The organism is Streptomyces sp. NPDC093109, assembly GCF_040701725.1.
Lineage (GTDB): Bacteria > Actinomycetota > Actinomycetes > Streptomycetales > Streptomycetaceae > Streptomyces.
In genome coordinates this window covers 106,041-131,158 of the sequence record NZ_JBFBEZ010000020.1, presented here as the reverse complement: position 1 = coordinate 131,158, position 25,118 = coordinate 106,041, and the positions used below count along the sequence as shown (strand labels likewise).

Annotated in this window: 23 protein-coding genes; 14 read left to right on the top strand and 9 right to left on the bottom strand. The window is 71.3% G+C overall.

Going from position 1 to position 25,118, the window contains the following annotated elements; all coding sequences use genetic code 11:
• Positions 1 to 26 precede the first annotated feature (26 nt).
• Entirely contained in the window at positions 27 to 1,085 is a 1,059-nt protein-coding gene (locus tag AB0389_RS20775; RefSeq protein WP_366396896.1) for a glycoside hydrolase family 6 protein, read from the top strand.
• Between the two features lie 78 nt (positions 1,086 to 1,163).
• Here AB0389_RS20775 and AB0389_RS20770 read toward each other — a convergent pair whose 3' ends face one another.
• The 4 genes from AB0389_RS20770 to AB0389_RS20755 all read right to left on the bottom strand — a co-directional run bounded on the left by AB0389_RS20770 (position 1,164) and on the right by AB0389_RS20755 (position 5,794).
• On the bottom strand, positions 1,164 to 3,170 hold the full coding sequence (locus AB0389_RS20770) for a kelch motif-containing protein (RefSeq protein WP_366396895.1): 2,007 nt from the start codon (positions 3,168 to 3,170) through the stop codon (positions 1,164 to 1,166).
• 3 nt (positions 3,171 to 3,173) lie between these two features.
• The gene (locus AB0389_RS20765; protein ID WP_366396926.1) at positions 3,174 to 4,919 is read right to left on the bottom strand and encodes a cellulose synthase catalytic subunit; all 1,746 of its coding nucleotides are present in this window, start codon (positions 4,917 to 4,919) and stop codon (positions 3,174 to 3,176) included.
• A 240-nt stretch (positions 4,920 to 5,159) separates the two neighbouring features.
• A complete protein-coding gene (locus tag AB0389_RS20760; protein ID WP_366396894.1) occupies positions 5,160 to 5,453 on the bottom strand; it encodes an MTH1187 family thiamine-binding protein in 294 nt (97 codons plus the stop codon).
• The gene (locus AB0389_RS20755; protein WP_366396893.1) at positions 5,450 to 5,794 is read right to left on the bottom strand and encodes a DUF3817 domain-containing protein; all 345 of its coding nucleotides are present in this window, start codon (positions 5,792 to 5,794) and stop codon (positions 5,450 to 5,452) included. Before AB0389_RS20755 ends, AB0389_RS20760 begins: the two co-directional genes overlap by 4 nt.
• A gap of 223 nt (positions 5,795 to 6,017) precedes the next feature.
• On the opposite strand from AB0389_RS20755, the gene AB0389_RS20750 reads away from it, so the two are divergent.
• The 4 genes from AB0389_RS20750 to AB0389_RS20735 all read left to right on the top strand — a co-directional run bounded on the left by AB0389_RS20750 (position 6,018) and on the right by AB0389_RS20735 (position 8,657).
• The gene (locus AB0389_RS20750) at positions 6,018 to 6,656 is read left to right on the top strand and encodes an AIM24 family protein (RefSeq protein ID WP_366396892.1); all 639 of its coding nucleotides are present in this window, start codon (positions 6,018 to 6,020) and stop codon (positions 6,654 to 6,656) included.
• Entirely contained in the window at positions 6,656 to 7,306 is a 651-nt protein-coding gene (locus AB0389_RS20745) for an AIM24 family protein (protein WP_366396891.1), read from the top strand. The genes AB0389_RS20750 and AB0389_RS20745 overlap by 1 nt, the downstream gene beginning before the upstream one ends.
• Positions 7,307 to 7,317: 11 nt before the next feature.
• On the top strand, positions 7,318 to 8,043 hold the full coding sequence (locus AB0389_RS20740) for an AIM24 family protein (protein WP_366396925.1): 726 nt from the start codon (positions 7,318 to 7,320) through the stop codon (positions 8,041 to 8,043).
• A 137-nt stretch (positions 8,044 to 8,180) separates the two neighbouring features.
• On the top strand, positions 8,181 to 8,657 hold the full coding sequence (locus AB0389_RS20735; protein ID WP_366396890.1) for a MarR family transcriptional regulator: 477 nt from the start codon (positions 8,181 to 8,183) through the stop codon (positions 8,655 to 8,657).
• Between the two features lie 27 nt (positions 8,658 to 8,684).
• On the opposite strand, the gene AB0389_RS20730 is transcribed toward AB0389_RS20735, so the two are convergent.
• Positions 8,685 to 10,214: a HAMP domain-containing sensor histidine kinase gene (locus AB0389_RS20730; RefSeq protein ID WP_366396889.1), complete on the bottom strand. Its 1,530-nt coding sequence runs from the start codon at positions 10,212 to 10,214 to the stop codon at positions 8,685 to 8,687.
• Positions 10,211 to 10,873, bottom strand: a complete 663-nt coding sequence (locus AB0389_RS20725; RefSeq protein WP_366396888.1) for a response regulator transcription factor — start codon at positions 10,871 to 10,873, stop codon at positions 10,211 to 10,213. The genes AB0389_RS20730 and AB0389_RS20725 overlap by 4 nt, the downstream gene beginning before the upstream one ends.
• 125 nt (positions 10,874 to 10,998) lie before the next feature.
• Here AB0389_RS20725 and AB0389_RS20720 point away from each other — a divergent pair, with 125 nt between their 5' ends.
• Entirely contained in the window at positions 10,999 to 11,673 is a 675-nt protein-coding gene (locus AB0389_RS20720) for a PepSY domain-containing protein (protein ID WP_366396887.1), read from the top strand.
• Positions 11,674 to 11,690: 17 nt separating this feature from the next.
• Here AB0389_RS20720 and meaB read toward each other — a convergent pair whose 3' ends face one another.
• Both meaB and AB0389_RS20710 read right to left on the bottom strand, forming a co-directional pair.
• Positions 11,691 to 12,656, bottom strand: coding sequence for a methylmalonyl Co-A mutase-associated GTPase MeaB (gene meaB / locus AB0389_RS20715; RefSeq protein WP_366396886.1), 966 nt, complete (start codon positions 12,654 to 12,656; stop codon positions 11,691 to 11,693).
• A 90-nt stretch (positions 12,657 to 12,746) separates the two neighbouring features.
• The gene (locus AB0389_RS20710; RefSeq protein WP_366396885.1) at positions 12,747 to 13,958 is read right to left on the bottom strand and encodes an acetyl-CoA C-acetyltransferase; all 1,212 of its coding nucleotides are present in this window, start codon (positions 13,956 to 13,958) and stop codon (positions 12,747 to 12,749) included.
• 148 nt (positions 13,959 to 14,106) lie between these two features.
• Between AB0389_RS20710 and mce the strand changes: the two genes are divergently transcribed.
• The 7 genes from mce to AB0389_RS20675 all read left to right on the top strand — a co-directional run bounded on the left by mce (position 14,107) and on the right by AB0389_RS20675 (position 23,505).
• Positions 14,107 to 14,535 carry a methylmalonyl-CoA epimerase gene (gene mce / locus AB0389_RS20705; RefSeq protein WP_114661895.1) on the top strand — a complete coding sequence of 143 codons (429 nt, stop codon included), beginning with the start codon at positions 14,107 to 14,109 and terminating at the stop codon, positions 14,533 to 14,535.
• Between the two features lie 159 nt (positions 14,536 to 14,694).
• The gene (scy, locus tag AB0389_RS20700) at positions 14,695 to 18,411 is read left to right on the top strand and encodes a polarized growth protein Scy (RefSeq protein WP_366396884.1); all 3,717 of its coding nucleotides are present in this window, start codon (positions 14,695 to 14,697) and stop codon (positions 18,409 to 18,411) included.
• A gap of 114 nt (positions 18,412 to 18,525) precedes the next feature.
• Positions 18,526 to 19,464, top strand: coding sequence for a cellulose-binding protein (locus AB0389_RS20695; RefSeq protein WP_114661891.1), 939 nt, complete (start codon positions 18,526 to 18,528; stop codon positions 19,462 to 19,464).
• Between the two features lie 155 nt (positions 19,465 to 19,619).
• Positions 19,620 to 20,600 carry an ATP-binding cassette domain-containing protein gene (locus tag AB0389_RS20690; RefSeq protein WP_366396883.1) on the top strand — a complete coding sequence of 327 codons (981 nt, stop codon included), beginning with the start codon at positions 19,620 to 19,622 and terminating at the stop codon, positions 20,598 to 20,600.
• Between the two features lie 2 nt (positions 20,601 to 20,602).
• Positions 20,603 to 21,382: an ABC transporter permease subunit gene (locus AB0389_RS20685; RefSeq protein WP_366396882.1), complete on the top strand. Its 780-nt coding sequence runs from the start codon at positions 20,603 to 20,605 to the stop codon at positions 21,380 to 21,382.
• A 123-nt stretch (positions 21,383 to 21,505) separates the two neighbouring features.
• On the top strand, positions 21,506 to 22,630 hold the full coding sequence (locus tag AB0389_RS20680; RefSeq protein WP_366396881.1) for an ABC transporter ATP-binding protein: 1,125 nt from the start codon (positions 21,506 to 21,508) through the stop codon (positions 22,628 to 22,630).
• Positions 22,627 to 23,505 (top strand): ABC transporter permease subunit, encoded by an 879-nt coding sequence (locus AB0389_RS20675; protein ID WP_366396880.1) that lies wholly within the window; start codon positions 22,627 to 22,629, stop codon positions 23,503 to 23,505. Before AB0389_RS20680 ends, AB0389_RS20675 begins: the two co-directional genes overlap by 4 nt.
• A gap of 6 nt (positions 23,506 to 23,511) precedes the next feature.
• On the opposite strand, the gene AB0389_RS20670 is transcribed toward AB0389_RS20675, so the two are convergent.
• A complete protein-coding gene (locus tag AB0389_RS20670) occupies positions 23,512 to 23,841 on the bottom strand; it encodes an ATP/GTP-binding protein (protein ID WP_366396879.1) in 330 nt (109 codons plus the stop codon).
• 211 nt (positions 23,842 to 24,052) lie between these two features.
• On the opposite strand from AB0389_RS20670, the gene AB0389_RS20665 reads away from it, so the two are divergent.
• Positions 24,053 to 25,078 (top strand): LLM class flavin-dependent oxidoreductase, encoded by a 1,026-nt coding sequence (locus AB0389_RS20665; protein ID WP_366396878.1) that lies wholly within the window; start codon positions 24,053 to 24,055, stop codon positions 25,076 to 25,078.
• Positions 25,079 to 25,118: the final 40 nt, after the last annotated feature.

The window sequence follows — 25,118 nt, the reverse complement described above, 5'->3', positions numbered from 1 at the left end:
GTGCGCTCACCGCCCGAGAGGTATGGATGTCCGGCCGCAGACCACACCGCCCACGCACCGCGACCGCCCTCGTGGCGGCCCTCATCGGGCTGGCCCTGACCGGCTGTTCCGCCCTCTCCCCCGACCCGTCCGCCGCCGGTGACCGCCGGGACGCGTCCGGGCGGACCGACTCCGCCGAGGTACGGGGCGAGGCCGCTCCGGCCGTCGCGTCGCCCTTCTGGGTCGACCCGGACAGCGACGCGGCCCGCCAGGTCAGGGCGTGGGAGAAGCAGGGGCGCGCGGACGACGCCAGGATCCTGCGGCGCGTCGCGGAACACGCGGTCGCCGACTGGCCCGCCGGGGACGACCCGGAACCGCGGATCCGCACAGCCGTACGGGGCGCGAAGGCCGCCAAGCGCACCGCGGTCCTCGTCGCGTACAACATCCCGCACCGCGACTGCGGCCAGTACTCGGCGGGCGGCGCGCACGACGCCGACGCGTACCGCGCGTGGATCGGCGCCTTCGCCGGCGCGATCGGCGACGCCGACGCCATCGTGATCCTGGAGCCCGACGCCGTACCGCACCTGACGGACGGCTGCACTCCGGACGAGAACCAGGGCGAGCGGTACGAGCTGCTCTCCGGGGCGATCGGCCGGCTGAAGCAGCAGCCGCACACCCGGGTCTATCTGGACGCCGGCAACCCCGCCTGGGTCACCGACCCGGACAAGCTCGCCGGGGCGCTCCAGCGGGCGGGCGTCGGCGCGGCCGACGGCTTCTCCCTCAATGTGTCGAACTTCCAGACGAACGACACGGTCAAGACGTACGGCACCCGGCTCTCCTCGCTGCTGAACGACGCGCACTTCACCATCGACACCAGCCGCAACGGCGCGGGCCCGCTCTCCGGCGAACGCGACCAGGCCTGGTGCAATCCGCCGGGGCGGGCCCTGGGTTCGCCGCCCACCACCAACACCGGCAACGAGCTGGTCGACGCCTTCCTCTGGATCAAGCGGCCCGGCGATTCGGACGGCCCGTGCCGGGGCGGCCCGGCGGCCGGGACCTGGTGGCCGGAGTACGCGCTCGGCCTGGCCCGCCGGGCGAAGGGCTGACCGCGGGCGGTGCGGGCGGCGCCGCCCGCGCCCGTACGTCCCGCACGTCCTGCACGTCCCGTACGTCCCGTACGTCCCTCATCCGACCTGGATCCACTTCGCCTCCGACGGAACGCCCGCCGAGTCCGTGACGAAGAGCATGTACCAGCCCGGGGGCACCATCGCCCGGTCGTTGGGCGCCTCGACGGTCACCGCGCCCTTGGCCTTGCTGACCTTGAGGTCGACCGAGCGCTGTTCCACATCCGTCGAGTGGGTGACGGCGCTGGGGCGCATCAGGCGGGCCTTGGCGATGCGCTCCGGGTGGGGCGTACGGAAGGTCGCGCGGCCCTTGGCGTCGAGCTTGTCGGGCCCTGAGCCGAGGGAGGGGCGGTTCTCCTTCTTCCCCTTGTCGCCCTGGAGGTAGGGCGGGGTGTAGATCTCCACACGCTGTTCGAACGTGCCGAGTTTGGTGTTGTCGGCGTCGTTGAAGAGCGGGTCGGAGCCGAAGGTGACGACCCGGCCGTCGGGGAGCAGCAGCGCCTCCGAGTGGTAGTTGCGGCCGACGGTGGGGTCGGCGGCCGGGCGGAAGGTGTTGGCCTTGGGGTCGTAGAACTGCGCCTTGAGGATGTCGCTGGCGCTGCGGCCCCGGTAGCCGGAGGAGCCGCCGGTGGTGAAGACCGTGTCGTCGGGGAGGAGCACGCTGCTGAGGTAGCGGGTGCCCTGCGGCAGCTTCGGGCCCGCCGTGAAGGCGGGGCTGTCGCGGTTGAGGTCGACGATGGCCGTGCGGGCGGTGGATCTGGGCGACTCGCCGACCCCGCCGCCGCCCAGCAGCATCACCCGCTGGTCCTGGACCGGGGGCAGCATCAGGGAGGTGGAGGTCTCGGTCTGGTCGGCGTCGGTGAGACCGTCGATCTTCTTGAAGGTGTTCCGCTTCAGGTCCCAGAGCCCCGGCTGCCTGCCCTTGTCCGCGGGGCCGTACCCGGCGTTGGAGCCGGAGTAGAAGAGCTTGCCGCCCTTGGTGAGGAAGAGCGCGGGGTAGGTGGGGAAGTAGCGGGTGGGGCCCGGGGACCACTTCTTGGTCGCCGGGTCGTACAGCTCGTTGTCGCCGGTGACCACGGCCCCGACGTCGTCGAGGCCGGAGACGGCGAGGACCTTGCCGTCGTCCAGGGTGACGAGGGTGGGGTACCAGCGGGCCTCCCGCATCGGGTCGACGGGGACGTACTTCTCGGCCCTGGGGTCGAATTCGTACGCCGACTTGATGCCCTGGAAGTCCTGCTTCTCGGTGGTGAGCTTCTGCGCGAGGCCGTAGAGGTTGTCGGCGTCCTTGCCCTTGAGGCCGAGGATCTCGTACTGCGCGGCCTGGGTGGTGAGCGCCTGGGGGCCCTTGTCGACGGCTTCGACGAAAACGCGGGCCTCCCCGGCCGTGATCTTGGTCCGCCAGGGCAGCATCCGGCCGCTCTTGCCGTATCCGACCTGAAACTCCTTCTTCGCCTTGGGGACGGTGACGGCGGTGGTGGTGACGTACTCGATGCCCGACGGGGAGCGGAAGCGGGTGCCCTTCTTGAAGGTGTGGGCCCGGTCCGGGTTCTCGTTCTTGACGCGCATCCCGCCGCCGGCCCGGCTGACCTCGCCGTCGAGGACCTCGTAGCGCGCGGTGCCGCCCGCCACCAGGAGCCGTCCGTCGGGGAGCTGGGAGTGGCCGGCGCAGAAGAAGTCCTCGGGGGTGGGGATCCGCTTGAACGAGTTGTCGGCCGGGTTCCAGAGGATGGTGTCGAAGGAGCCCTCGTCGAATTTCCGCTGGTTGTTGCCCGAGCCCGCGACGATCAGCACCTTGCCGCTGTGCAGCAGGGCGGCGTGGATCGCGTTCGTACGGAACTTCTTGGGGACGTCGAGCATCGACCAGGAGCCGTAGCGCTGCATGTAGCCGGGCTGGGCGATCTTGTAGGCGTGGTACTTCTCGGCGGCGAAGGAGTAGGCGGCGGGCGCGTTGAGGCCGACGAGCACCACCAGGGCGCCGCCGCCCAGCAGCGTCTTCCGCAGTTTCTTCGACGGCCGGTACCGCGGCTTGTTCCGCGGCTCGTTCCGCTGCCTGTTCCGCTGCTGCATGGGTCAGTTCCCTCCTGACGTCGATACGGTCACCGGGACCGCGGCAGGCGCGTGTGTGGGGGCGGGCGCGGGCGCCTGCGCGGGGGCGGGGGCGCGCGTGGGGACGGCGTCCGTACGGGCGGCACCGGCGCGTTCGGCGCGCAGGGTCCAGAGCCAGACGGCGACCGGGGCGAGCGCGATCACGAGCGCGAGCGCGGCCCAGGTGCGCATCGCCGCATGGGTGTGGCCGAGGAGTACGGACGCGACGAGCGAGCCCGCGAGGACGGCGGCCCAGAAGAGGTGGAGCCGGAAGGTCGCGGGCCCGTCGGCGCTGGTCCGGCCGCCCTTGGGGGTGACCACGAAGCGGCCCTCGGTGCGCAGCAGCGCCGAGCAGAGCGACTTGAGGTAGACGGGCGCGGAGAGCGCCGACATCGCCATGCCGGCGAGACCGCCGGAGCCCTGGGGTTCGTGGGGCGAGACGTTGTGGCGCCGGTTCCAGAGGTAGAGGCCGATCTGGAGGGCGGCGGCGTCGCTGTAGAGCATCAGCAGGACCGAGGACGAGACCTGGGTGCCCGAGGCGCCGAGCCAGAGGAAGAGGACGCAGCTGAGGATGCCGAGGAACCAGTTGACGGCGGTCATGGGGTAGTAGACGAGCATCAGCGTGTAGCTGAGCAGCCGGCCCGGCGGCACCCGGAAGGGCGCCTTCCAGTACTGCTTGATGAGCGTCTCGTAGGTGCCCCGGGACCAGCGCAGCTGCTGGGTGAAGAAGTCGGTCCAGGACGCGGGCCCCTCGCCGACCGCCAGCACGTCGGGGGTGTACACGGAGCGCCAGAAGCGGCCGGTGAGCGGGTTGCGGGTGCGGTGGATCTCGAAGCCGGTGGCCATGTCCTCGGTGATCGAGTCGTACAGCCCGCCGATCTGCTGGAGCGCCTTGATCCGGACGACGTTGTTCGTGCCGACGAACATGGGGGCGTGGTAGCGGTTGCCGGCCCGCTGGATCAGCGCGTGGAACAGGAACTGCTGGGACTCGGCGGCCTTGGTGACGGGCGAGGTGTAGTTGCCGTACACCTGGGGGCCGACGACGAAGGCGATGTCCGGGTCGCGGAAGTAACCGAGCATCCGCTCCAGGAAGTTGGGGAGCGGGATGTGGTCGGTGTCGACGGAGGCGAAGAAGTCGTAGTCGTCGCCGTGCATCGCGAGCCAGGCGTTGTAGTTGCCGTGTTTGGTGCGCGCCTTGTGGACGCCCTTGCGGCGGTTCCACTCGGGGACACCCCTACGGGTGAAGTGCCGTACCCCCAGCTCCGCGCAGAGCGCCCGGGCGGCGGGGTCGTCGCCCTCGTCGAGCAGCCAGATGTCGAGCGGGCCGCGGTGGCGCAGCCGTACCGCTCCTTCGAGGGTGCCCCGCACCATGGCGAGCGGTTCGGTGCCGGGGACGTATGTGGTGAGGAAGGCGACCCGGGTGCCGATCTCGGCGGGGACGGGTATCGGGTCCCGCGCGACCATGGTGGCGTGGGCCACCGAGGCGACGTTGACCAGCATGAACAGGGCGATGCACCCGATCGAGCCGAGCATCACGTGGTCGAAGACGATGAGCCAGCGGTCGCCGCCCTCGCGCTCGGTGCGGTGGCTGGGCCAGACCAGGTAGACCAGCAGGGCGCCGGAGAGGACCGGTGCGAGGGCCATCAGCAGGACGGCGCGTATTCGGCGGGGCTCGCGCGCGAGCAGACTCCGGTAGCCCACTCGGTAGGGGGCGGTCCGGCCGGGCTCCATGAGGGGGCCGGCCAGACAGCTGTGGGCGTCGTAGTCGTAGGCGAGTACGTCGTCCTGGTCGAGGTCGAGGTCGTTGTCGTCACCCTCGGGCCGCACGGTGCCTCCAGCTGATTCGCGAGGTCGATATCCCCACAGAAAGGGAGATTGACCGGCGTGTCGACTGGAGGCGTCCGTGCGGGCGGTTTTACGCTCGCGGGTTACTGCGTACGGGGTCCACCGGGGGCGGATCCGCGGCGGCGGCTACGGGGCGAGGTAGCGCTCCACGGTCTCGACCTTCGAGGTGAGACCGTCGGTGACGCCGGGCCTGATGTCGGCCTTGAGGACGAGCGAGACGCGGCCGGCGCGGGCCTCGACGGCGGCGACGGCGCGCTTGACGACGTCCATCACCTCGTCCCAGTCGCCTTCTACGGAGGTGAACATCGCGTCCGTACGGTTCGGCAGACCGGACTCGCGGACGACCCTGACGGCGTCGGCGACATACTCGCCGACGTCCTCCCCGACACCGAGGGGAGAGACGGAGAAGGCGACGATCATGCGGTCACGGTACCTTCGCGGCGGGCGCGGGAGGCGATGACGGCGTCGTCGAGTTCGCGCTTGAGCTTGCGGTCCGCGAAGAAGCCGCCGGCCGGCAGCACGGAGAGCACGAAGTAGAGGGCGGCCGTCCCGAAGGACCACCGGACGCGGATCCAGGCGAGGGCCCAGAAGATCACGTACAGGATGAACAGGACGCCATGGATGGCTCCCATCACCGGGACCGCGTTGAAGTCCGTCGTCCGCTTGAGCACCGAGCAGACCATGAGGAGGAGGAACGATACGGCCTCCGGCACGGAGATCAGGCGGAGGCGGTGGAGCGGGGCGGCGTTGCTGATGTCCACGAGGCAGGCACCTTCGTCATCGGGGGCTACGTGATCTCGTGCGGCGCCAACCCGATCTTGTGAAAGCGCGCACAAGCGCTCGGCCATTGTGCCAGCCCGGCTTCGGCCCGTTCCGGCCAGGGTCGGGTCAGGGGTGTGTCCGGGACGGCTCAGGGGCCGTTCAGGGGCCGTTCGGGGGCGGAAGCCCTGTCGGCGGCGGGTGGGGCCGGGATACCGTCGATGCGTGGCTCAGTTCCGACTGCAAGGCAGCAAGGTGCTCGCCGTCGACATGACCGGCGACGCCGTCAAGGCGAAGAACGGTTCGATGGTCGCGTACGACGGCCGGATGACGTTCAAGAAACTGACGGGCGGCGGTGAGGGGCTGCGGGGAATGGTGACCCGTCGGCTCACCGGCGAACAGATGACCGTGATGGAGGTGAAGGGCCAGGGGACCTGCTATTTCGCGGATCGCGCGAGCGATATCAACCTCGTCTCGCTGCACGGCGACAAGCTCCATGTCGAGTCGAGCAATCTGCTCTGCACCGACGCGGGGCTGCGCACCGGCACGACGTTCACGGGGCTGCGCGGGGGCGCGTCGGGCAATGGCCTGTTCACGACCACGGTCGAGGGCACGGGCCAGGCGGCGATCATGTCGGACGGCGAGGCGGTGATCCTCCGGGTGACCCCCCAGTACCCGCTGTACGTCGACCCGGGCGCGTACATCGCGCATCAGGGGAAGCTCCAGCAGAAGCTCCAGTCCGGGGTGAACTTCCGGACGATCATCGGGGAGGGAACGGGCGAGTCCTTCCAGATCCGCTTCGAGGGCGACGGGCTCGTCTACGTACAGCCGAGCGAGCGCAACACGATCGGGGGTGATCTCTAGTGCCGTTCCGGGAGATCAACGCGAAGGTGGTCGAGGCGACGGTGGCGCCCGGCCGGACGATGTACAGCCAGCGGGGCGCGATGCTCGCGTACCGGGGCGAGGTCAGTTTCACGCCGAACATCCAGGGCGGCCAGGGTGGCCTGATGTCGATGATCGGCCGGCGCGTGGCCAACGAGGCCACCCCGCTGATGACGGTGGAGGGGAACGGCACGGTGATGTTCGGCCACGGCGGCCACCACATCCAGGTGATCAACCTCGCCGGCGACACCCTGTACGTGGAGGCCGACCGGCTGCTCGCCTTCGACGGGACGCTCCAGCAGGGCACGATGTTCATGGGCTCGCAGGGCGGGGTCATGGGCATGGTGCGCGGCCAGGTGACCGGCCAGGGGCTGTTCACCACCACGCTCAAGGGCCATGGCGCGGTCGCGGTGATGGCGCACGGCGGGGTGATCGAGCTGCCGATCACCCCGGGCGCGGACATCCGGGTGGACCCGCAGGCGTACGTGGCCCACCACGGCGACGTACGGAACAAGCTCTCGGCGGCGGTCGGCTGGCGCGAGATGGTGGGCCGCGGTTCGGGCGAGGCGTTCCAGCTGGAGCTGAGCGGCACCGGCGCGGTCTATGTCCAGGCATCGGAGGACAAGCTGTGAGCGGTGGAGCCCTGAGCGCGCCGGTGGTGTTCGACCCGACGACGCTGCCGAGCGACGACAACGTCAACGCGTACACCTTCTGTGTGGAACTGGCGGGGAGTCAGTGGTTCCTCCAGAAGGGCAAGATGATCGCCTACTACGGGCAGATCGACTTCGACGGGATCGGCCACGGCCGGTTCGAGGGGCTGATCCGCGGCAGCTTCCACTCGCCGCTGCACGTGGCCGACTGGGTGGTGGCGGCGGGCAGCGGCAAGATGCTGCTGGCGGACCGGGCCTTCGACGTCAACTCCTTCGACCTGGAGGACGGGAATCTGACGATCCGGTCGGGGAATCTGCTGGCGTTCCAGCCGTCGCTGTCGCTCAAGCAGTCGATCGTGCCGGGGTTTCTGACGCTGATCGGCACGGGGAAGTTCGTCGCGGCGTCGAACGGGCCCGTGGTGTTCATGGAGCCGCCGCTACGGGTGGATCCGCAGGCGCTGGTCGGCTGGGCGGACTGCCCGTCCCCCTGCCACCACTACGATCATGGCTATATGTCCGGCGTGTTCGGCGGCTTCCGGTCCCTGACGGGGTTCGGGGGCGTGTCCGGCGAGGAGCACCAGTTCGAGTTCGTCGGGGCGGGAACGGTGCTGCTCCAGTCGTCGGAGGAGCTGATGGCGGAACAGCCGACGGGCACACCGCCGCCCGAGGCCGGAGCCGGGGTGCCCGGCGCCGACCACCAGCGCCGCTTCGGTCAGTGAGCGGTAGTCTGCGGAGTGTGACGTCGAACGCGTGACCCCTTCCGCGGGCCTCCGCGACGAAGATCCCGTGCGCGGCGTCACACTCCTCACCCGGAGGAATTTCGTCCAGAATTCAACTTCTTAGGTAGAATAGATACATGGAGACCGAGACGGCCACCCGCTGGCTGAGCGACGCCGAGCAGTGCGCGTGGCGCACCCATCTGGATGTCAACAAGCTGCTGACACACCAGCTGGAGAAGGACCTTCAGCCGTTCGGCCTGACCATGAACGACTACGAGATCCTGGTGAATCTCTCCGAGTCCGAGGGCCGCCGGATGCGGATGAGCGATCTCGCCGCCACCACACTCCAGTCCAAGAGCCGCCTCTCCCACCAGATCACCCGCATGGAGGCGGCCGGGCTCGTCCGCAGGGAGCACTGCGAATCGGACCGGCGCGGACTCTTCGCGGTCCTCACGGACACCGGCATGGCGACCATGCAGAAGGTCGCGCCGCACCACGTCGAGTCCGTCCGGAAGCACTTCATCGACCTGCTCTCCCCCGAGGCCCTGGCCGAGCTGCGCGCGTCCCTGACGCCGGTGGCGGAGCACCTCCACGGGCGGCGCGGCAAGCTCTGAGCCGACGGTACGCCCGGCCGCCGGCCCTCAGGGCCCGTCGGGCGCCTCGGCGCCGTCGGCCGGGGGCAGCCGCAGCTCGAAGAGCGCGCCGCCGCACTCCGCGCGGCCGACCGTGAGCGTACCGCCGTGCCGCTCGGCCACATCGCGGGCGATGGCCAGCCCGAGCCCGGCGCCGCCTTCGTCGCGGCTGCGGGCGTCGTCGAGCCGTACGAACCGTTCGAAGATCCGCTCGCGCTCCGCGTCCGGCACCCCGGGGCCGTCGTCGGCGACCACGAGGACGACCGCGGAGCCCGACCGCCGTACGGACGCGGTGACCGAACCGGCGGCGTGGCGCTGCGCGTTGTCCAGCAGATTGCCCAGCACCCGGGCCAACTGCCCACGGGATCCGGCCACTTCCGCGCCCGGCCGCACATCGAGAACGACCGGAAACCGGTCCCCGGTCCGCTGCGACACCTCCTCGTGCGCCAGCGCGCCCAGATCGAACCGGGCGGCACGGGAGGGCCGTTCGCCCGCGTCCAGCCGTGCCAGCAGCAGCAGATCGGCCGCGAGCCGCTGGAGCCGTACGGTGTCGGCGACCGCGCCGGGAACGTCCAGCAGCGCCGGATGCGCCTCGCCCACCTCCAGCTGGGTACGGAGCGAGGCGATGGGGCTGCGCAGTTCGTGCGAGGCGTCCGCGACAAAGCGGCGCTGCCGCTCCACGGACGTCTCCAGCGCGGCGAGCGTCTCGTTGGTCGTACGGGCCAGCCGGGCCACCTCGTCGCGCGTGGCGGGCTCAGGCACCCGCCGGGACAGGTCCTGGGAGGCGGTGATGGCCGCCATCTCCCGCCGGATGCCCTCCACGGGCCTGAGCGCCCGGCGGGTCATCAGCCAGGTCACTCCCCCGACCACCAGCAGCAGCACGGGCAGGCCCGCCAGCATGGCGGCGGCGGTGCCGGCGACGGTGCTCCGCCGGTCCGCGAGCGAGGCGCCCGCGTGGACGAGGACCGTCCTGCCCGCGCGGTCGGTCGCCTCGATCGTCGCGAAGCGGTAGTCGGCGGTGTCACCGTCCACCGTGGCGCTGCCCGAGCTGTACGAGGTCGTGTCGCCGATCTCGCCGACGGCGGGGCCGTCATCGTCATGGGCGCCGTCGTCATGGGCGCCGTCGTCATGGGCGCCGTCGTCATCGGCATCGTCGTCCCCGTCGTCATCCCCGGCGTCGTCCCCGGCGGCGGCGGGCGTGGCCGTCACCCGTACCGCGCGGACTCCGGTACCGCTGATCCGTTCCAGCCCCTCACTGGCCACCAGCAGCCGGCCGTCCTCGTCGGTCACCTGGACCGGATGGTCCTCCTCGTCGGGCAGTTCGAGCTTCGCGTACGCGACCCGGTCAGGGACCCGGGAGGCGATGTCCAGCGCGACCTCGCGCGCCGCCCTGTCTGCCTGCCGGCCGGCCTGCTCCGTGAGGTTCGACCGCAGCGAGAGAAGCACCGCGACGCCCGCGGCCAGCAGCGCGACCGCCACCACGGCCGTCGCGCCGAGGGACGCCCTGGCCCGTACGGATCCGAACCGGCGGCGTCTCACGACGCGACCAGCCGGTATCCGGCGCCGCGCACCGTCTGGATCGCCGCCGCGCCGAGCTTGCGCCGCAGCGCGCTGATGTAGACCTCGATGATGTTCGGGTCGCCGTCATAGGCGAAGTCCCAGACGTGCTCCAGGATCCACTGCTTGCCGATCACCTCGCCCGCCCGCACCGCCAGTTGCTCCAGAACGGCGAACTCCTTTGCCGTCAGAGCCACTTCGGTCTCGTCCCGGAAGACCCTGCGAGCCGCCGTGTCGACGCTCAGCGTCCCGATCCGCAGCACCGGCGAGACACCGGCCGAACCGCGTCTGCGCAGCAGCGCCTTGACCCGGGCCACCAGCACGACGTACGAGAACGGCTTGGTCAGATAGTCGTCGGCGCCCGTGTCGAGCCCCTCCGCCTCGTCGTACTCGCCGTCCTTCGCGGTGAGCATCAGGATCGGTACGTCATGCCCGGCGGCGCGCAGGGCCGCGCAGACCCGGTAGCCGTTCATGCCCGGCAGCATGATGTCGAGCACGACCAGGTCGTGGACGCCCTCGCTCGCGCGGTGCAGCCCTTCGAGTCCGTCGTGCACGACATCGACGGCGAAGCCCTCGGCCCGCAGTCCCCCGGCGAGGGAGACCGCGAGCCGCTTCTCGTCCTCCACGATCAGCAAGCGCATGGCCCCACCCTGCCAAACCGAACCTGAAGATCGCTTCAGCCGGCTTCAGGCTGCCTTCAGCTTCCGCGGGACACAGTGAGAACCGGATCGACACGGATCCCCAACGGCCCACCCGGGAGACCCTCATGAAGCTGAAGCTCGCCCTCTCCGCGATCACCGCGGCGGCGCTGATCGGCGGCGGCACCTACACGGCACTCGCCGCCTCGCACAGCACGGACACCGTACGGGCGGAGCGTCCGACGGCGACGGCGGCGCCGACCGCCACAGCCACGGGCACCGCCACAGCCACGGCGGTGTCCTCGGCCGGAGACCGTACGGAGCTCACCGCGAGCGAGGCGGTGGCGGCGGCCCTGAAGGAGTTTCCCGGCGCGGCCGTGGCCTCCGTAGAGCGGGACGACGACCGCGCCGGCCGCTGGGAGATCGACCTCTTCGCCACGGACGAGGTCCGGCGCGAGCTGACGGTGGACGCGGCCACCGGCGCCGTACGGGTGGACCGCGCGGACCGCGACGACGACAGGGACGACCGGGACGACGACGCCGAGGACCGCGCCGCGCTGAGCGCCGCCGCGGTGGACGTCCGGCGGGCGGTCGCCGCCGCCCTCGCCTCCGTACCGGGCGCCGTGGAGTCCGCCGAGATCGACGACGACGCCCCGGGCGCCCGCTGGGAGGTCGAGGTGCGCGGCGAGGACGGCCGTGAGCGCGAGGTGCACGTGGACGCGCGGACCGCCAAGGTCACGGCGGACCGCGACGACGACAGCGACCGCTCCGACGACCACGACCACGACCGGTACGACGACTGAGGCGGACGGAAAGGCGGTCAGCGCCGGCCGCCCGTAATGCCCGTCACCAGTTCGTCCGCCGCCGTGTACGGGTCCAGTTCCCCCGCCACGATGCGCTGCGCCAGGGCGTCCAGGCGGCGGTCGCCGTGGAGGTCGCCGATGCGTTCGCGCAGGGTGGTGACGGCGATGGTCTCGACCTCGTGGGCCGCGCGGCGGGTGCGGCGTTCGGCGAGGACGCCGTGCTCCTCCATCCAGGCGCGGTGCTTCTCCAGCGCCTCGACCACCTCGTCGATGCCCTCGCCCCTGGCCGCCACGGTCTTCACGATGGGCGGGCGCCAGTCGCCGGGGCCGCGTGCCTCGCCGAGGCCGAGCATGTGGTTCAGCTCGCGGGCCGTCGCGTCCGCGCCGTCGCGGTCCGCCTTGTTGACCACGTACACATCGCCGATCTCCAGGATGCCCGCCTTGGCCGCCTGGATGCCGTCGCCCATCCCCGGTGCGAGCAGCACCACGGACGTGTCCGCCTGGGAGGCGATCTCCACCTCCGACTGGCCGACCCCGACGGTCTCCACCAGGATCACGTCGCAGCCCGCCGCGTCCAGCACCCGGATCGCCTGCGGCGCCGCCCACGCCAGGCCGCCGAGATGGCCGCGGGTGGCCATCGAGCGGATGTAGACGCCGGGGTCGGAGGCGTGCTCGGACATCCGGACGCGGTCCCCCAGCAGCGCGCCGCCGGAGAACGGCGACGAGGGGTCGACGGCCAGCACCGCCACCCGCCGGCCCGCCCGCCGGTACGCGGAGACCAGCGCGGACGTCGAGGTCGACTTGCCGACCCCGGGCGGTCCGGTCAGCCCGACGACGTACGCGCTGCCCGCGAGCGGCGCCAGCGCCGCCATCACCTCGCGCAGCTGCGGGGACGCCCCCTCGACCAGCGAGATCAGCCGGGCCACCGCCCGCGGCCGGCCCTCCCGCGCCCGTGCCACCAGCTCGGGGACGTCCTGCGTCACAGCTCGGTTCCTCTCCTCGTCGGTGAAGGCCACGCAAGTCGGCGCGTAAGCCGGCGCGTGAGTCGGCGCGTCATTTGGAACGACCGTGAACTACTCGGCCGCGCGCCCGGGCACCTTGACGATCAGCGCGTCGCCCTGGCCGCCGCCCCCGCAGAGCGCCGCCACCCCGGTCCCGCCGCCGCGCCGCCCCAGCTCCAGCGCCAGGTGCAGCACGAGCCGGGCGCCCGACATGCCGATCGGGTGGCCCAGCGCGATGGCGCCACCGTTCACGTTCACCCGTTCCGGGGACACCCCGAGATCCTCCATCGACTGGAGGGCGACCGCCGCGAACGCCTCGTTGATCTCGATCAGATCGAGGTCCTCGACGCCCAGGCCCGCCTTGTCCAGCGCGTGCCGGATCGCGTGCGACGGCTGGGAGTGGAGCGAGTTGTCCGGGCCCGCCACATTGCCGTGCGCGCCGATCTCGGCGATCCAGTCGAGCCCCAGCTCCTCCGCCTTCGCCCGGCTCATCACCACGACCGCCGCGGCGCCGTCGGAGATCGGCGAGGACGTGCCCGCCGTGATCGTGCCGTCCTTGGCGAACGCGGGCCGCAGCCCCGCCAGGGACTCGGCCGTCGTCTCGGGGCGGATGCCCTCGTCCTGGGCGAAGACCACCGGGTCGCCCTTGCCCTGCGGGATCTCGACGGGGACGATCTCCGCCTCGAACACGCCATTCTTGCGGGCCGCCGCCGCCCGCTGGTGGGAGAGCGCGCCGAACTCGTCCTGCGGGCCGCGCGCGATGCCCAGGAGCGCGTTGTGCTTCTCCGTGGAGGCGCCCATCGCGATGCCCTCGAAGGAGTCGGTCAGCCCGTCGTGCGCCATCGAGTCGAGCATCTCGACCGCGCCGTACTTGTACCCCTCGCGGGACTTGGGCAGCAGATGCGGGGCGTTCGTCATGGACTCCTGGCCGCCCGCCACGATCACATCGAACTCGCCGGCGCGGATCAGCTGGTCGGCCAGCGCGATCGCGTCGAGCCCGGAGAGACAGACCTTGTTGACCGTGAGCGCGGGCACGCTCATCGGGATGCCGGCCAGGACCGCGGCCTGGCGGGCCGGGATCTGGCCCGTACCTGCCTGGAGCACCTGGCCCATGATCACGTACTGCACCTGGTCGCCGCCGATCCCGGCCCGCTCCAGCGCGGCCTTGATGGCGAAGCCGCCCAGTTCGGCGCCGGAGAAGGACTTCAGCGAGCCGAGCAGCCGCCCCATCGGGGTACGGGCGCCCGCGACGATCACGGAGGTGGTGGTGTGCGGAGCTGTCATGAGACGCGATCCCCTTATTACGGCGTGGGACAGGGTGTGAACGCTGGTTCACTTCAAATGTACTGAGCGGTCAGGTCCCGGGTCACCCGCCGGTGCGTGTGACGGCGCGCACGTTGCGTAATCACCCCCGTGCCGCTGCACTGTTCCCATGCTGACGCGAATCGACCACATCGGAATCGCCTGTTTCGACCTCGATGCGACCGTCGAGTTCTACCGGGCCACGTACGGCTTCGAGGTGTTCCACACCGAGGTCAACGAGGAACAGGGGGTGCGCGAGGCCATGCTGAAGATCAACGAGACGTCGGACGGCGGGGCTTCGTACCTCCAGCTCCTCGAATCCGTCCGGGAGGATTCGGCCGTCGGGAAGTGGCTGGCGAAGAACGGCGAGGGAGTTCATCACATCGCGTTCGGTACCGCGGACGTGGACGGGGACGCCCAGGCGGTGCGCGAGAAGGGCGTCCGGGTACTGTACGACCAGCCGCGGACCGGGTCGATGGGCTCCCGCATCACCTTCCTGCACCCCAAGGACTGCCACGGCGTACTGACAGAACTCGTCACCTCCCGCCCGGAGCACTGACCTTAAGGATTCCCGGCCCGGTAGAGTGGGCGACTCCGGGCCGGGGCCGGGCCGGGGCCGCGCCCCTGTCATTGATCTGTCACCATTCCCCGGGGGGCCGTTCGCCGAGAGCGGTGCCCAATTGGGCAGTTGCGACCATGGGACGGATGGGACCGCGCAGTGCGGGGCTACGAACGCCAGGAGAGCCACCGAGCTGACGACGACCACCTTTCGCGGTTCGAAGCCGAGATGGACCGGCTGAAGACCGCGCGGGAGAAGGCCGTCCAGCACGCCGAGGACCTCGGTTACCAGGTCGAGGTATTGCGCGCCAAGCTCCATGAGGCGCGCCGCAGTCTGGCGACCCGCCCGTCCTACGACAGCGGCGACCTCGGCTACCAGGCCGAACAGCAGCTGCGCAACGCCCAGATGCAGGCCGAGCAGATGCGCGCCGACGCCGAGCGCGAGCTGCGGGAGGCGCGCGCGCAGACGCAGCGGATCCTCCAGGAGCACGCGGAGCATCAGGCCAGGCTCCAGGCCGAGCTGCACGGCGAGGCCGTCCAGCGGCGCCAGCGGCTCGACCAGGAACTGGCGGAGCGTCGGCAGACCGTCGAGTCGCACGTCAACGAGAACGTCGCGTGGGCCGAGCAGCTCCGCGCCCGTACGGAGTCCCAGGCGCGGCGGCTGCTCGACGAGTCGCGCGCCGAGGCCGAGCAGTCCCTGTCGGCCGCCCGCGCGGAGGCCGCCCGGATCGCCGAGGAGGCGCGCAGGCGGCTCGGCTCGGAGGCCGAGGCGTCCCGCTCGGAAGCAGAAGCGATGCTGCTGCGGGCCCGCAGGGACGCCGAGCGGCTGCTGAACGCGGCGCAGGCGCAGGCGCAGGAGACCGCCGGCCACGCCGAGCAGCTGCGTTCCTCGACGGCCGCCGAGTCCGACCAGGCCCGTCAGCAGGCCGCCGAGCTGAGCCGCGCCGCCGAGCAGCGGATGCAGCAGGCGACGGAGCGGCTGCGCGAGGCGCGCGCCGAGGCCGAGAAGGTCGTCGGGGAGGCCAAGGAGACCGCGGCCAAGCGGCTGTCCGGCGTCGAGTCGCAGAACGATCAGCGCACCCGTACGGCCAAGTCCGAGATCGCGCGGATGGTCGGCGAGGCGACGAAGGAGGCCGAGGCCACCAGGTCCGAGGCCGAGCAGGCGCTCGCCGACGCCCGCGCCGAGGGCGAGAAGCTGGTCGCGGAGGCCGCGGAGAAGGCCCGTACGGTCGCGGCGGAGGACACCGCGGCCCAGCTGGCGAAGGCCGCCCGTACCGCCGAGGAGGTGCTGACCAAGGCGTCCGACGACGCCCGGGCCACCACCAGGTCCGCGAGCGAGGAGGCGGAGCGGATCCGCGGCGAGGCCGAGGCCGAGGCCGACCGGCTGCGCGGCGAGGCCGCCGAGCAGGCCGACCAGCTCAAGGGCGCGGCGAAGGACGACACCAAGGAGTACCGCGCCAAGACCGTCGAGCTTCAGGAAGAGGCCCGCAGGCTGCGCGGCGAGGCCGAGACGCTGCGTTCCGAGGCGGTCGCCGAGGGCGAGCGGATCCGGGGCGAGGCGCGGCGCGAGGCCGTCCAGAAGATCGAGGAGGCGGCGAGCTCCGCCGAGGAGCTGCTCGGCAAGGCCAGGGCGGACGCCGACGAGCTGCGCTCGGGCGCCACCGCCGAGAGCGAGCGCGTACGTACGGAGGCCATCGAGCGCGCCACGACGCTGCGCCGGCAGGCCGAGGACGCGCTGGAGCGCGCCCGCGGCGAGGCCGAGACGCTGCGGGTCGAGGGCGAGGACCTGGCCCAGACGATGCGGGAGGCCTCCGAGCAGGCCGCCGCCGAGATGCGCGAGGAGACCGAGCGCGGGGTCGAGGCCCGCAAGGCCGAGGCGGCCGACGAGCTGGTCCGGCTGCACACGGAGGCGGAGCAGCGGCTGGCCGCCGCCGAGGAGGCGCTCGGCGAGGCCCGTACGGAGAGCGAGCGGCTGCGCCGGGAGGCCGCCGAGGAGGCCGAGCGGGTACGTACGGAGGCCGCCGAGCGGGCCCGTACGCTCCAGGCGGGGGCCGAGGAGGAGGCGCAGCGGCTGCGTGACGAGGCGGCTGCCGATGCCTCGCAGTCGCGCGCGGAGGCGGAGAACTCCGCGGTCCGGATGCGGTCGGAGGCCGCCGCTGAGGCGGAGCGGCTCAAGACGGAGGCGCAGGAGAGCGCCGACCGCACCAGGTCCGAGGCTGCTGCCGCCGCCGAGCGGGTCGGTACGGAGGCCGCGGAGGCGCTGGCCGCCGCGCAGGAGGAGGCCGTACGCCGGCGCCGCGAGGCCGAGGAGACGCTGACCGGCGCCCGCGCCGAGGCGGACCAGGAGCGCGAGCGGGCCCGCGAGCAGAGCGAGGAGCTGCTGGCGTCGGCCCGTAAACGGGTCGAGGACGCGGGGACCGAGGCTCAGCGGCTGGTCTCCGAGGCGGACTACCGGGCCACGGAGCTGGTGGCGGCTGCCGAGCAGACCGCCCAGCAGGTACGGGAGTCGGTCGCCGGGCTGCACGACCAGGCCGAGCAGGAGATCACCGCGCAGCGCGCCGCCGCCGAGATGTCGGCGGACCGGGTGCGGGGCGAGGCGCAGGAGGAGTCCGACCGGGTACGGGCGGACGCGTTCGCCGAGCGGGAGCGTGCCGCCGAGGACGCGAACCGGCTGCTGGTGCGCGCCCAGGAGGAGTCGGACGCGGCGCAGGCGCTGGCCGAACGGACCGTCAACGACGCGATCCAGGAGGCGGAGCGGCTGCGCTCCGACACCGCGGAGTACGCGCAGCGGGTACGGACGGAGGCGTCGGACTCGCTGGCCGCGGCCGAGCAGGACGCGTCCAGGGCCCGTGCGGAGGCCCGTACGGACGCGAACCGGATCCGGGGCGAGGCGGCGGCCCAGGCCGACCGGCTCATCTCGGAGGCCACGGGCGAGGCCGAGCGGATGCGTGCGGAGGCCGCCGAGACGGTGGGCGCCGCGCAGCAGGCCGCGGAGCGGCTGCGGTCCGAGGCCGCGCGGTTCAAGGCGGAGACCGAGGCGGCGGCGGAACGGCAGCGCAACGAGGCCCAGGAGGAGACGGACTGGCTGCTCGACGAGGCGCGCAAGGACGCGGCCAAGCGCCGTTCCGACGCGGCCGAGCAGGCCGACCAGCTCATCAACAAGGCCCAGGAGGAGGCGCTCAACGTCGCCACCGAGGCCGAGACGCAGTCCGACCGGATGGTGGCGGCGGCCCGCAAGGAGGCCGGCCGGATCACCGCGGACGCGACGGTGGAGGGCAACTCCCTGGTGGAGAAGGCCCGTACGGACGCGGACGAGCTGCTGCTGGGCGCCCGCAGGGACGCGACGGCCATACGGGAGCGGACCGAGGAACTGCGGGTCCGCACCGAGAACGAGATCGAGCAGCTCCACGACCGCGCGCGGCGCGAGACGTCCGAGCAGATCAGGACCACCGGCGACCGCGTCGACAATCTGCTCAAGGCGGCCATGGAGCAGCGTGCCGATGCCGAGACGAAGTCCAAGGAGCTGATCGCCGACGCCAATTCGGAGGCGAGCAAGGTCCGTATCGCGGCGGTGCGCAAGGCCGAGGGGCTGCTCAAGGAAGCCGAACTGAAGAAGGCCGATCTCACTCGGCAGGGCGAGAAGTTGCGCGCCGATGCCGATCTTGAGGCGAAACGGATGGTCGAGGACGGCAAGCGCGAACTCGACATCCTGGTGCGCAGACGGGAGGACATCCAGGCCGAGATTTCCCGTGTCCAGGACGTACTGGAGGCGTTGGAGTCGTTCGAATCGCCGTCAGCAGCCGGGAAGGACAACCCAGTCAAGGCGGGCGCCACGGCTGGAATCACCCGTTCGAGTGGCAAGTCTTCCGACAACTAGCCACTCAAAAGGCTGGACATTCTCCAGATCAAACCGACATCCGCTCGATGACACGCCGCTTAGGCCCCTAGGATTCCCCCTATCACCTCACCGGTCTCATTCGACAGGAACCCCATGAGCGACACTTCCTCCCCATTCGGCTTCGAGCTCGTGCGGCGTGGTTACGACCGCGGTCAGGTGGACGACCGCATTACCAAACTCGTCGCCGACCGTGACAGCGCACTGGCACGCATCACCGCTCTCGAAAAGCGCATCGAGGAACTCCACCTCGAAACGCAGAACGCTCAGGCCCAGGTCAGCGACGCGGAGCCGTCGTACGCCGGGCTCGGCGCCCGCGTCGAGAAGATCCTCCGCCTCGCCGAGGAGGAGGCGAAGGACCTGCGCGAGGAGGCCCGTCGCGCCGCCGAACAGCACCGCGAACTGGCCGAGTCGGCGGCTCAGCAGGTGCGCAACGACGCCGAGGCGTTCGCCACCGACCGCAAGGCGAAGGCCGAGGACGAGGGCGTCCGTATCGTCGACAAGGCGAAGGGCGACGCCGCTACGCTCCGCTCGGAGGCGCAGAAGGACGCGCAGTCGAAGCGCGAGGAGGCGGACGCGCTCTTCGAGGAGACCCGTGCCAAGGCCGCCCAGGCCGCCGCGGACTTCGAGACGAACCTCGCCAAGCGGCGTGAGCAGTCGGAGCGGGACCTGGCGTCGCGTCAGGCCAAGGCCGAGAAGCGCCTCGCCGAGATCGAGCACCGCGCCGAGCAGCTCCGCCTGGAGGCGGAGAAGCTGCGTACGGACGCGGAGCGCAGGGCCCGGCAGACCGTCGAGACGGCGCAGCGTCAGTCCGAGGACATCGTCGCCGACGCGAACGCCAAGGCCGACCGTATCCGCAGCGAATCGGAGCGCGAGCTGGCGGCGCTCACGAACCGCCGCGACTCGATCAACGCGCAGCTCACCAATGTCCGCGAGATGCTGGCGACGCTGACGGGGGCCGCCGTGGCCGCCGCCGGCAGCCCGGTCGACGACGAGCCGATCTCCCGCGGTGTCCCGGCTCAGCAGTCCCGCTGAAGCTGAACCGAAGGCTCCGCTCGTTACCGGCGCCCGCGGTCCGGACCACCCGGAATACTACGCTCCGGCATCGGATCGTACGATTGGGTAACGATCACAAAAGCCCCTCGCCACTCCAGTGGCGGGGGGCTTTGCGCGCCTTTAGGTTGGGCCGCATGATCGAGGTTGAGGGGCTCACCAAACGCTTCGGCCAGAAGGTCGCCGTCGACCACCTCACCTTTCAGGTGAGACCGGGAGTGGTGACGGGTTTTCTGGGACCCAACGGCGCGGGCAAGTCGACCACGATGCGGATGATGCTCGATCTGGACCATCCGACCAGCGGCACGGTCAGGATCGACGGGAAGCACTACCGCGAGCTTCCCGAGCCGCTCACGCACATGGGCGCGCTGCTGGAGGCCAAGGCCATGCACGGCGGGCGCAGCGCCTACAACAATCTCCTCTGTCTGGCGCAGAGCAACCGTATTCCGGCGAGCCGGGTGTCCGAGGTGCTCGATGTGGTCGGGCTCTCCTCCGTGGCGAAACGGAAGCCGAAGGGCTTCTCGATGGGGATGGGGCAGCGGCTCGGTATCGCGACGGCGCTGCTCGGTGATCCACGGATCCTGATGTTCGACGAGCCGGTGAACGGTCTGGATCCCGAGGGAATCCACTGGATCCGCAATCTGATGAAATCGCTTGCCCGGGAAGGCCGGACGATCTTCGTCTCCAGCCATCTGATGAGTGAAATGGCCCTGACCGCCGATCACTTGATCGTCATTGGGCGCGGCAGACTGCTGGCGAACACTTCGATGGCGGACTTCATCCACGAGAATTCCCGCAGTTTCACCCGGCTCCGTTCGCCCGACCGCGAGCGGCTCAAGGACGCGCTGTCCGAGGCCGGTTTCACCTCGGCCGAGGCGGCGGACGGCTCGCTGGAGATCGACGGGGTGGAGACCGCCGAGCTGGGCGAACTGGCGGCCCGGCACGGCATCGTGCTGCACGAGCTGAGCGCCCAGCGCGCCTCGCTCGAAGAGGCGTTCATGCAGATGACGGCGGAGACGGTCGAGTACCACGCGCAGTCGGCGCCCGGCTGGGAGTCGTCGCCGGCCTGGGGCGCGAACCGCCCGGGCGGCCGGGACGACCAGGGCAAGGGGGCCTGACCATGGCATCGGTACCCGCGGTCCTGCGGTCCGAGTGGACCAAGATCCGTACGGTCTCCTCCACGACCTGGACGCTGATCAGCGCCCTCGTCGTGACCGTGGCCCTCGGCGCGGCGCTCTCCGCGGTGGTGAACGCGCAGTTCGGCGATCTGGGGCCGGCGGAACGGGAGACCTTCGACCCCACGTACACCAGCTTCTCCGGGATGGTCCTCGGCCAGCTGGCCATGGTGGTCTTCGGGGTGCTGGTGGTCGGCTCCGAGTACAGCTCGGGCATGATCCGCACCTCGCTCGCCGCCGTACCGCAGCGCGGCACGTTCTTCTTCGGCAAGGTCCTGGTGGCCGGGGTGCTGGCGCTGGTGACCGGGCTCGTGACCGGGTTCCTGGCGTTCTTCCTCGGCCAGGCGCTGCTGGGCGGCCACCGTACGGGCATCGGCGAGCCGAACGTGCTGCGCGCGGTGATCGGCAGCGGGCTCTACATGGCGCTGATCGCGCTCTTCTCGATGGGGGTGGCGGCGATGCTGCGCAGCTCGATGCTGTCGCTTGGCATCCTGATGCCGTTCTTCTTCCTCGTCTCGCAGATCCTGGCGGCCGTCCCCGGCGCCAGATCCGTGGCCCGCTACTTCCCCGACCAGGCCGGCCGGCAGATCATGCAGGTGGTCCCGAACGCCCTGAACTCCACGCCGGCCCCGTACGGGCCGTGGCAGGGCCTGGGCATCATGGTGCTCTGGGTCGCGGCTGCGCTGCTGGGCGGCTACGCGGTGCTGCGCAAGCGGGACGCCTGAGCGCGCGCGCCCGTAACTCTTCGCCGGAACCGTCAACGCCCGGATATCCTCCTTACTCTTACGGGGGCTTTCGGCCGCGGCGGCCACTGCCCCGACGACTGATCTGTCGATGGGGCTTGGCGAATGATCGAGGCGATCGGCCTGACGAAGCGCTACGGCGCCAAGACGGCCGTGCACAACCTTTCCTTCCAGGTACGGCCCGGCCATGTCACCGGGTTCCTCGGCCCCAACGGCTCCGGCAAGTCGACCACCATGCGCATGATCGTCGGGCTCGACCGGCCCACGTCGGGACAGGTGCACGTCGGCGGGCACCCCTTCCGGCAGCTGCCGAACGCGCCGCGCCAGGTCGGCGCGCTCCTCGACGCCAAGGCCGTGCACGGCGGCCGGAGCGCGCGCAACCACCTCCTGTCGCTGGCCCAGCTCTCCGGCATCCCGGCCACCCGCGTCGACGAGGTGCTCGGGGTCGTCGGTCTCCAGGACGTCGCCAGGAAGCGGTCGAGCGGCTTCTCCCTCGGGATGGGACAGCGGCTCGGCATCGCGGCAGCACTGCTCGGCGACCCGCAGGTGCTGCTCTTCGACGAGCCCGTCAACGGTCTCGACCCCGAGGGCATCCTCTGGGTGCGCAATCTGATGCGGCAGCTGGCGAGCGAGGGCAGGACGGTCTTCGTCTCCTCCCATCTGATGAGCGAGATGGCGCTGACCGCCGACCATCTGATCGTGATCGGCCGCGGCCGGCTCCTGGCCGACATGAGCGTCAAGGACTTCATCTCCGCGAACTCGGCGGACTTCGCCCGGGTCCGTACCCCGGGGAGCGAGCCCGAGCAGCGCGAGAAGCTGACATCGGCGCTGGTCGAGGCCGGTGGTCAGGTGCTGTCGGAGCCGGACGGCGCGCTGCGGGTCACGGGGCTGCCGCTGCCCAGGATCAGTGATCTGGCGCACGCCGCGGACGTACGGCTCTGGGAGCTGTCCCCCCACCAGGCGTCGCTGGAGGAGGCCTACATGCGGATGACACAGAGCGCTGTGGACTACCGTTCCACCGCCGATGAACTGTCCGGATTTCAGCCCCCGCACCAGGGTTACGGGCCCGGACCGTACGGGTACGTCTCGCCCGTCGTCCCCGAGGTGCCGACGCAGGGCTGGTACGCGCCGCCGCCGCCCGGCCAGAACCCGCCCGCGGCACCCGCCGTGCCGCCCGCCGCACCGCCCGCCGCACCGACGAAGAGCGACACCGACGAGGACGCCCGATGACGACCCCGTACCAGCAGATTCCCGCACAGCATCCGCAGCAGCCGCACCCTCAGCCGGCCCCGCAGGCTCCGCACGGCGGATACGTCTCGCCGATCCCGGCCCGGCGGGCCCATCTCGGCGACGCCCTGACCTCCGAGTGGACCAAGATCCGTTCCCTGCGCTCCACGATGTGGACGCTCGGCGTCATGGTCGCGCTGATGCTCGGCATCGGGCTGCTGGCCGCCTGGCTGGTCTCCCTCACCTCGTACGACAGCAGTGCCGAGAACACGCTGATGCACGGCTTCTACGGGATGCTGCTCGGCTCGATGTGCGTGATCACGCTCGGGGCCCTGACCATCACCTCCGAGTTCGGCACGGGCATGATCCGCTCCACCCTGACCGCGTGCCCGAGCCGGGGCCGGGTGCTGGCGGCGAAGTCGCTGGTCTTCTTCGGGCTGGTCTTCTCGGTGTCGACGGTGACCACCCTGGTCGTGGGCGCGCTCCAGGTCGCCATCCTGGACGGCCGCGCCCCGAGCTACGAGGAGTGGTTCCGGGCGACCGTGGGCGTGAGCTTCTATCTGGCGACGCTGGGGCTGCTCTCCCTGGCCGTCGGCGCGCTGGTGCGGCACTCGGCGGGCGCGGTCACCACGATGCTCGGTGTGGTGCTGCTGCCGCTGATCCTGGCGATCTTCATGTTCTCGGAGTCGCTGATGTCCATCCGCGAGTTCCTGCTCGACTACAACATCCCGGTCCAGATGGCCGTGTTCTACGGGATGGCCGGATCCGAGATCGGCACCTCCGCGCCGGACGCCTGGCAGCCGCTGTGGATCCTGCTGGGCGTGACGGCGGTCGCGATGGCGGGCGCGTACGCCTCGCTCCACCGGAGGGACGTCTAGGGCGGCTCAGTACTTCGGCGCGTTACGGGACCGCTGCACCCGCGAGGTGCGGCGGTCCTTCGCGTTCCAGCACGCCTGGTGCCAGTGGCGCCGGTCGTCCACGCCCCCGTACTCGGGCCACGCCACCACATGCGGGAGCGCCGACGGGATCTCCTGATCGCACCCCGGGCAGCGGTACCGCTTGCCCGCGGCACTTGCCCCGGCCACGTGGCGGACTGACCAATTCTCGCCCTGCCATGTTTCGGACCGCTGGAACCCGCCGTACCGCTCCCCCGCCTCACCGGCGCGCTCGGTCGGATTCTCGCCGCCTCGGGGGCGGTTACGACGCGGGGACACAGGACACCTCACGGGGCCGACAGCACAGGTTCTCCCCCAGCCTACGGCCCGCGCAACGGGGTACACGTCCCGCGCGGCCCGGGCCCACCCCGCCCGCGGACCGTACTTAGCGGACAATCGCAAGATTTTTCCACCGGGCCGTGCCTTTGGCACGTGTCAGCCGTTGTTGCCGGTAGGGGGAGTCGCGTCGGCCGCGAGGAGGCAGAAGGCGATGCGTGTTGGAGCTTTTGTACTGTCCGCCCAGTTCCCGGGCCAGGGACCGGGAGAAGCGCTGCACAGGGCGGTGCGCACCACCGAACTGGCCGAGGAATCCGGGCTCGACGCGGTCTGGCTCGCCGAGCACCACTTCGTGCCGTACGGCGTCTGCCCGTCGGCCGTGACCATGGCCGGAGTGCTGCTCGGGCGGACCCGGCACATCCGGGTGGGTACGGCGGTCAGCGTGTTGCCGAACGTACATCCGGTGGCGCTCGGCGAGCAGGCCGCGCTGCTGCACATCCTGTCCGGCGGCCGGTTCACACTCGGCGTGGGCCGGGGCGGCCCCTGGGTCGACCTGGAGGTGTTCGGGACCGGCCTGAGCGCCTACGAGCGGGACTTTCCCGAGTCCCTCGGCCTCCTGCTGCGCTGGCTGCGCGAGCCGCGCGTCTCGGCCGACGGGGACCGGTTCGCCTTCCGCGAGGTCCCGGTCGTACCGTGCCCGGACGAACTGCCCGGCGCCGGCGGCCCCGAGACGATCATGGCGTGCACCTCGCCGCGCAGCGTGAAGCTCGCCGCCGAGAGCGGCCTGCCCATGCTGCTCGGCATGCACTGCGGCGACGAGGAGAAGGCGGAGATGGTCGCCCTGTGGCGTACCCACGCACGCGAAGCGGGCCGCCCGGCCGCGGAGATCGCGCACGCCGCGCATGTCTCCGCCGGGGTGGCACAGATCGCCGACCACCGGGCCGAGGCCGTCGAGACCCTCGTCAAGGCGATGCCGGGCTGGCTGCGGCAGGGCCTCGGCGCGCATGTGACGGTCGACGGCAGGCAACGGCCCATGCGGGACCCCGTCGCCTACACCGAACTGCTCTGCGGCCTGCACCCGGTGGGCCCGGCCCGGCTCGCCGCTGACCGCCTCGCGGCCACCGCCGAACGTACCGGCATCACACGGTTCGCCCTGCTCGTCGAAGGATCGGGCGATCTCGCCGCGACCGAGGAGAACGTACGGCGCCTGGGCACCGACGTCCTGCCGCTCCTCACCTGACCTGTTCCCGACGGCTGCCGCTCCAGCACCATGACACCGT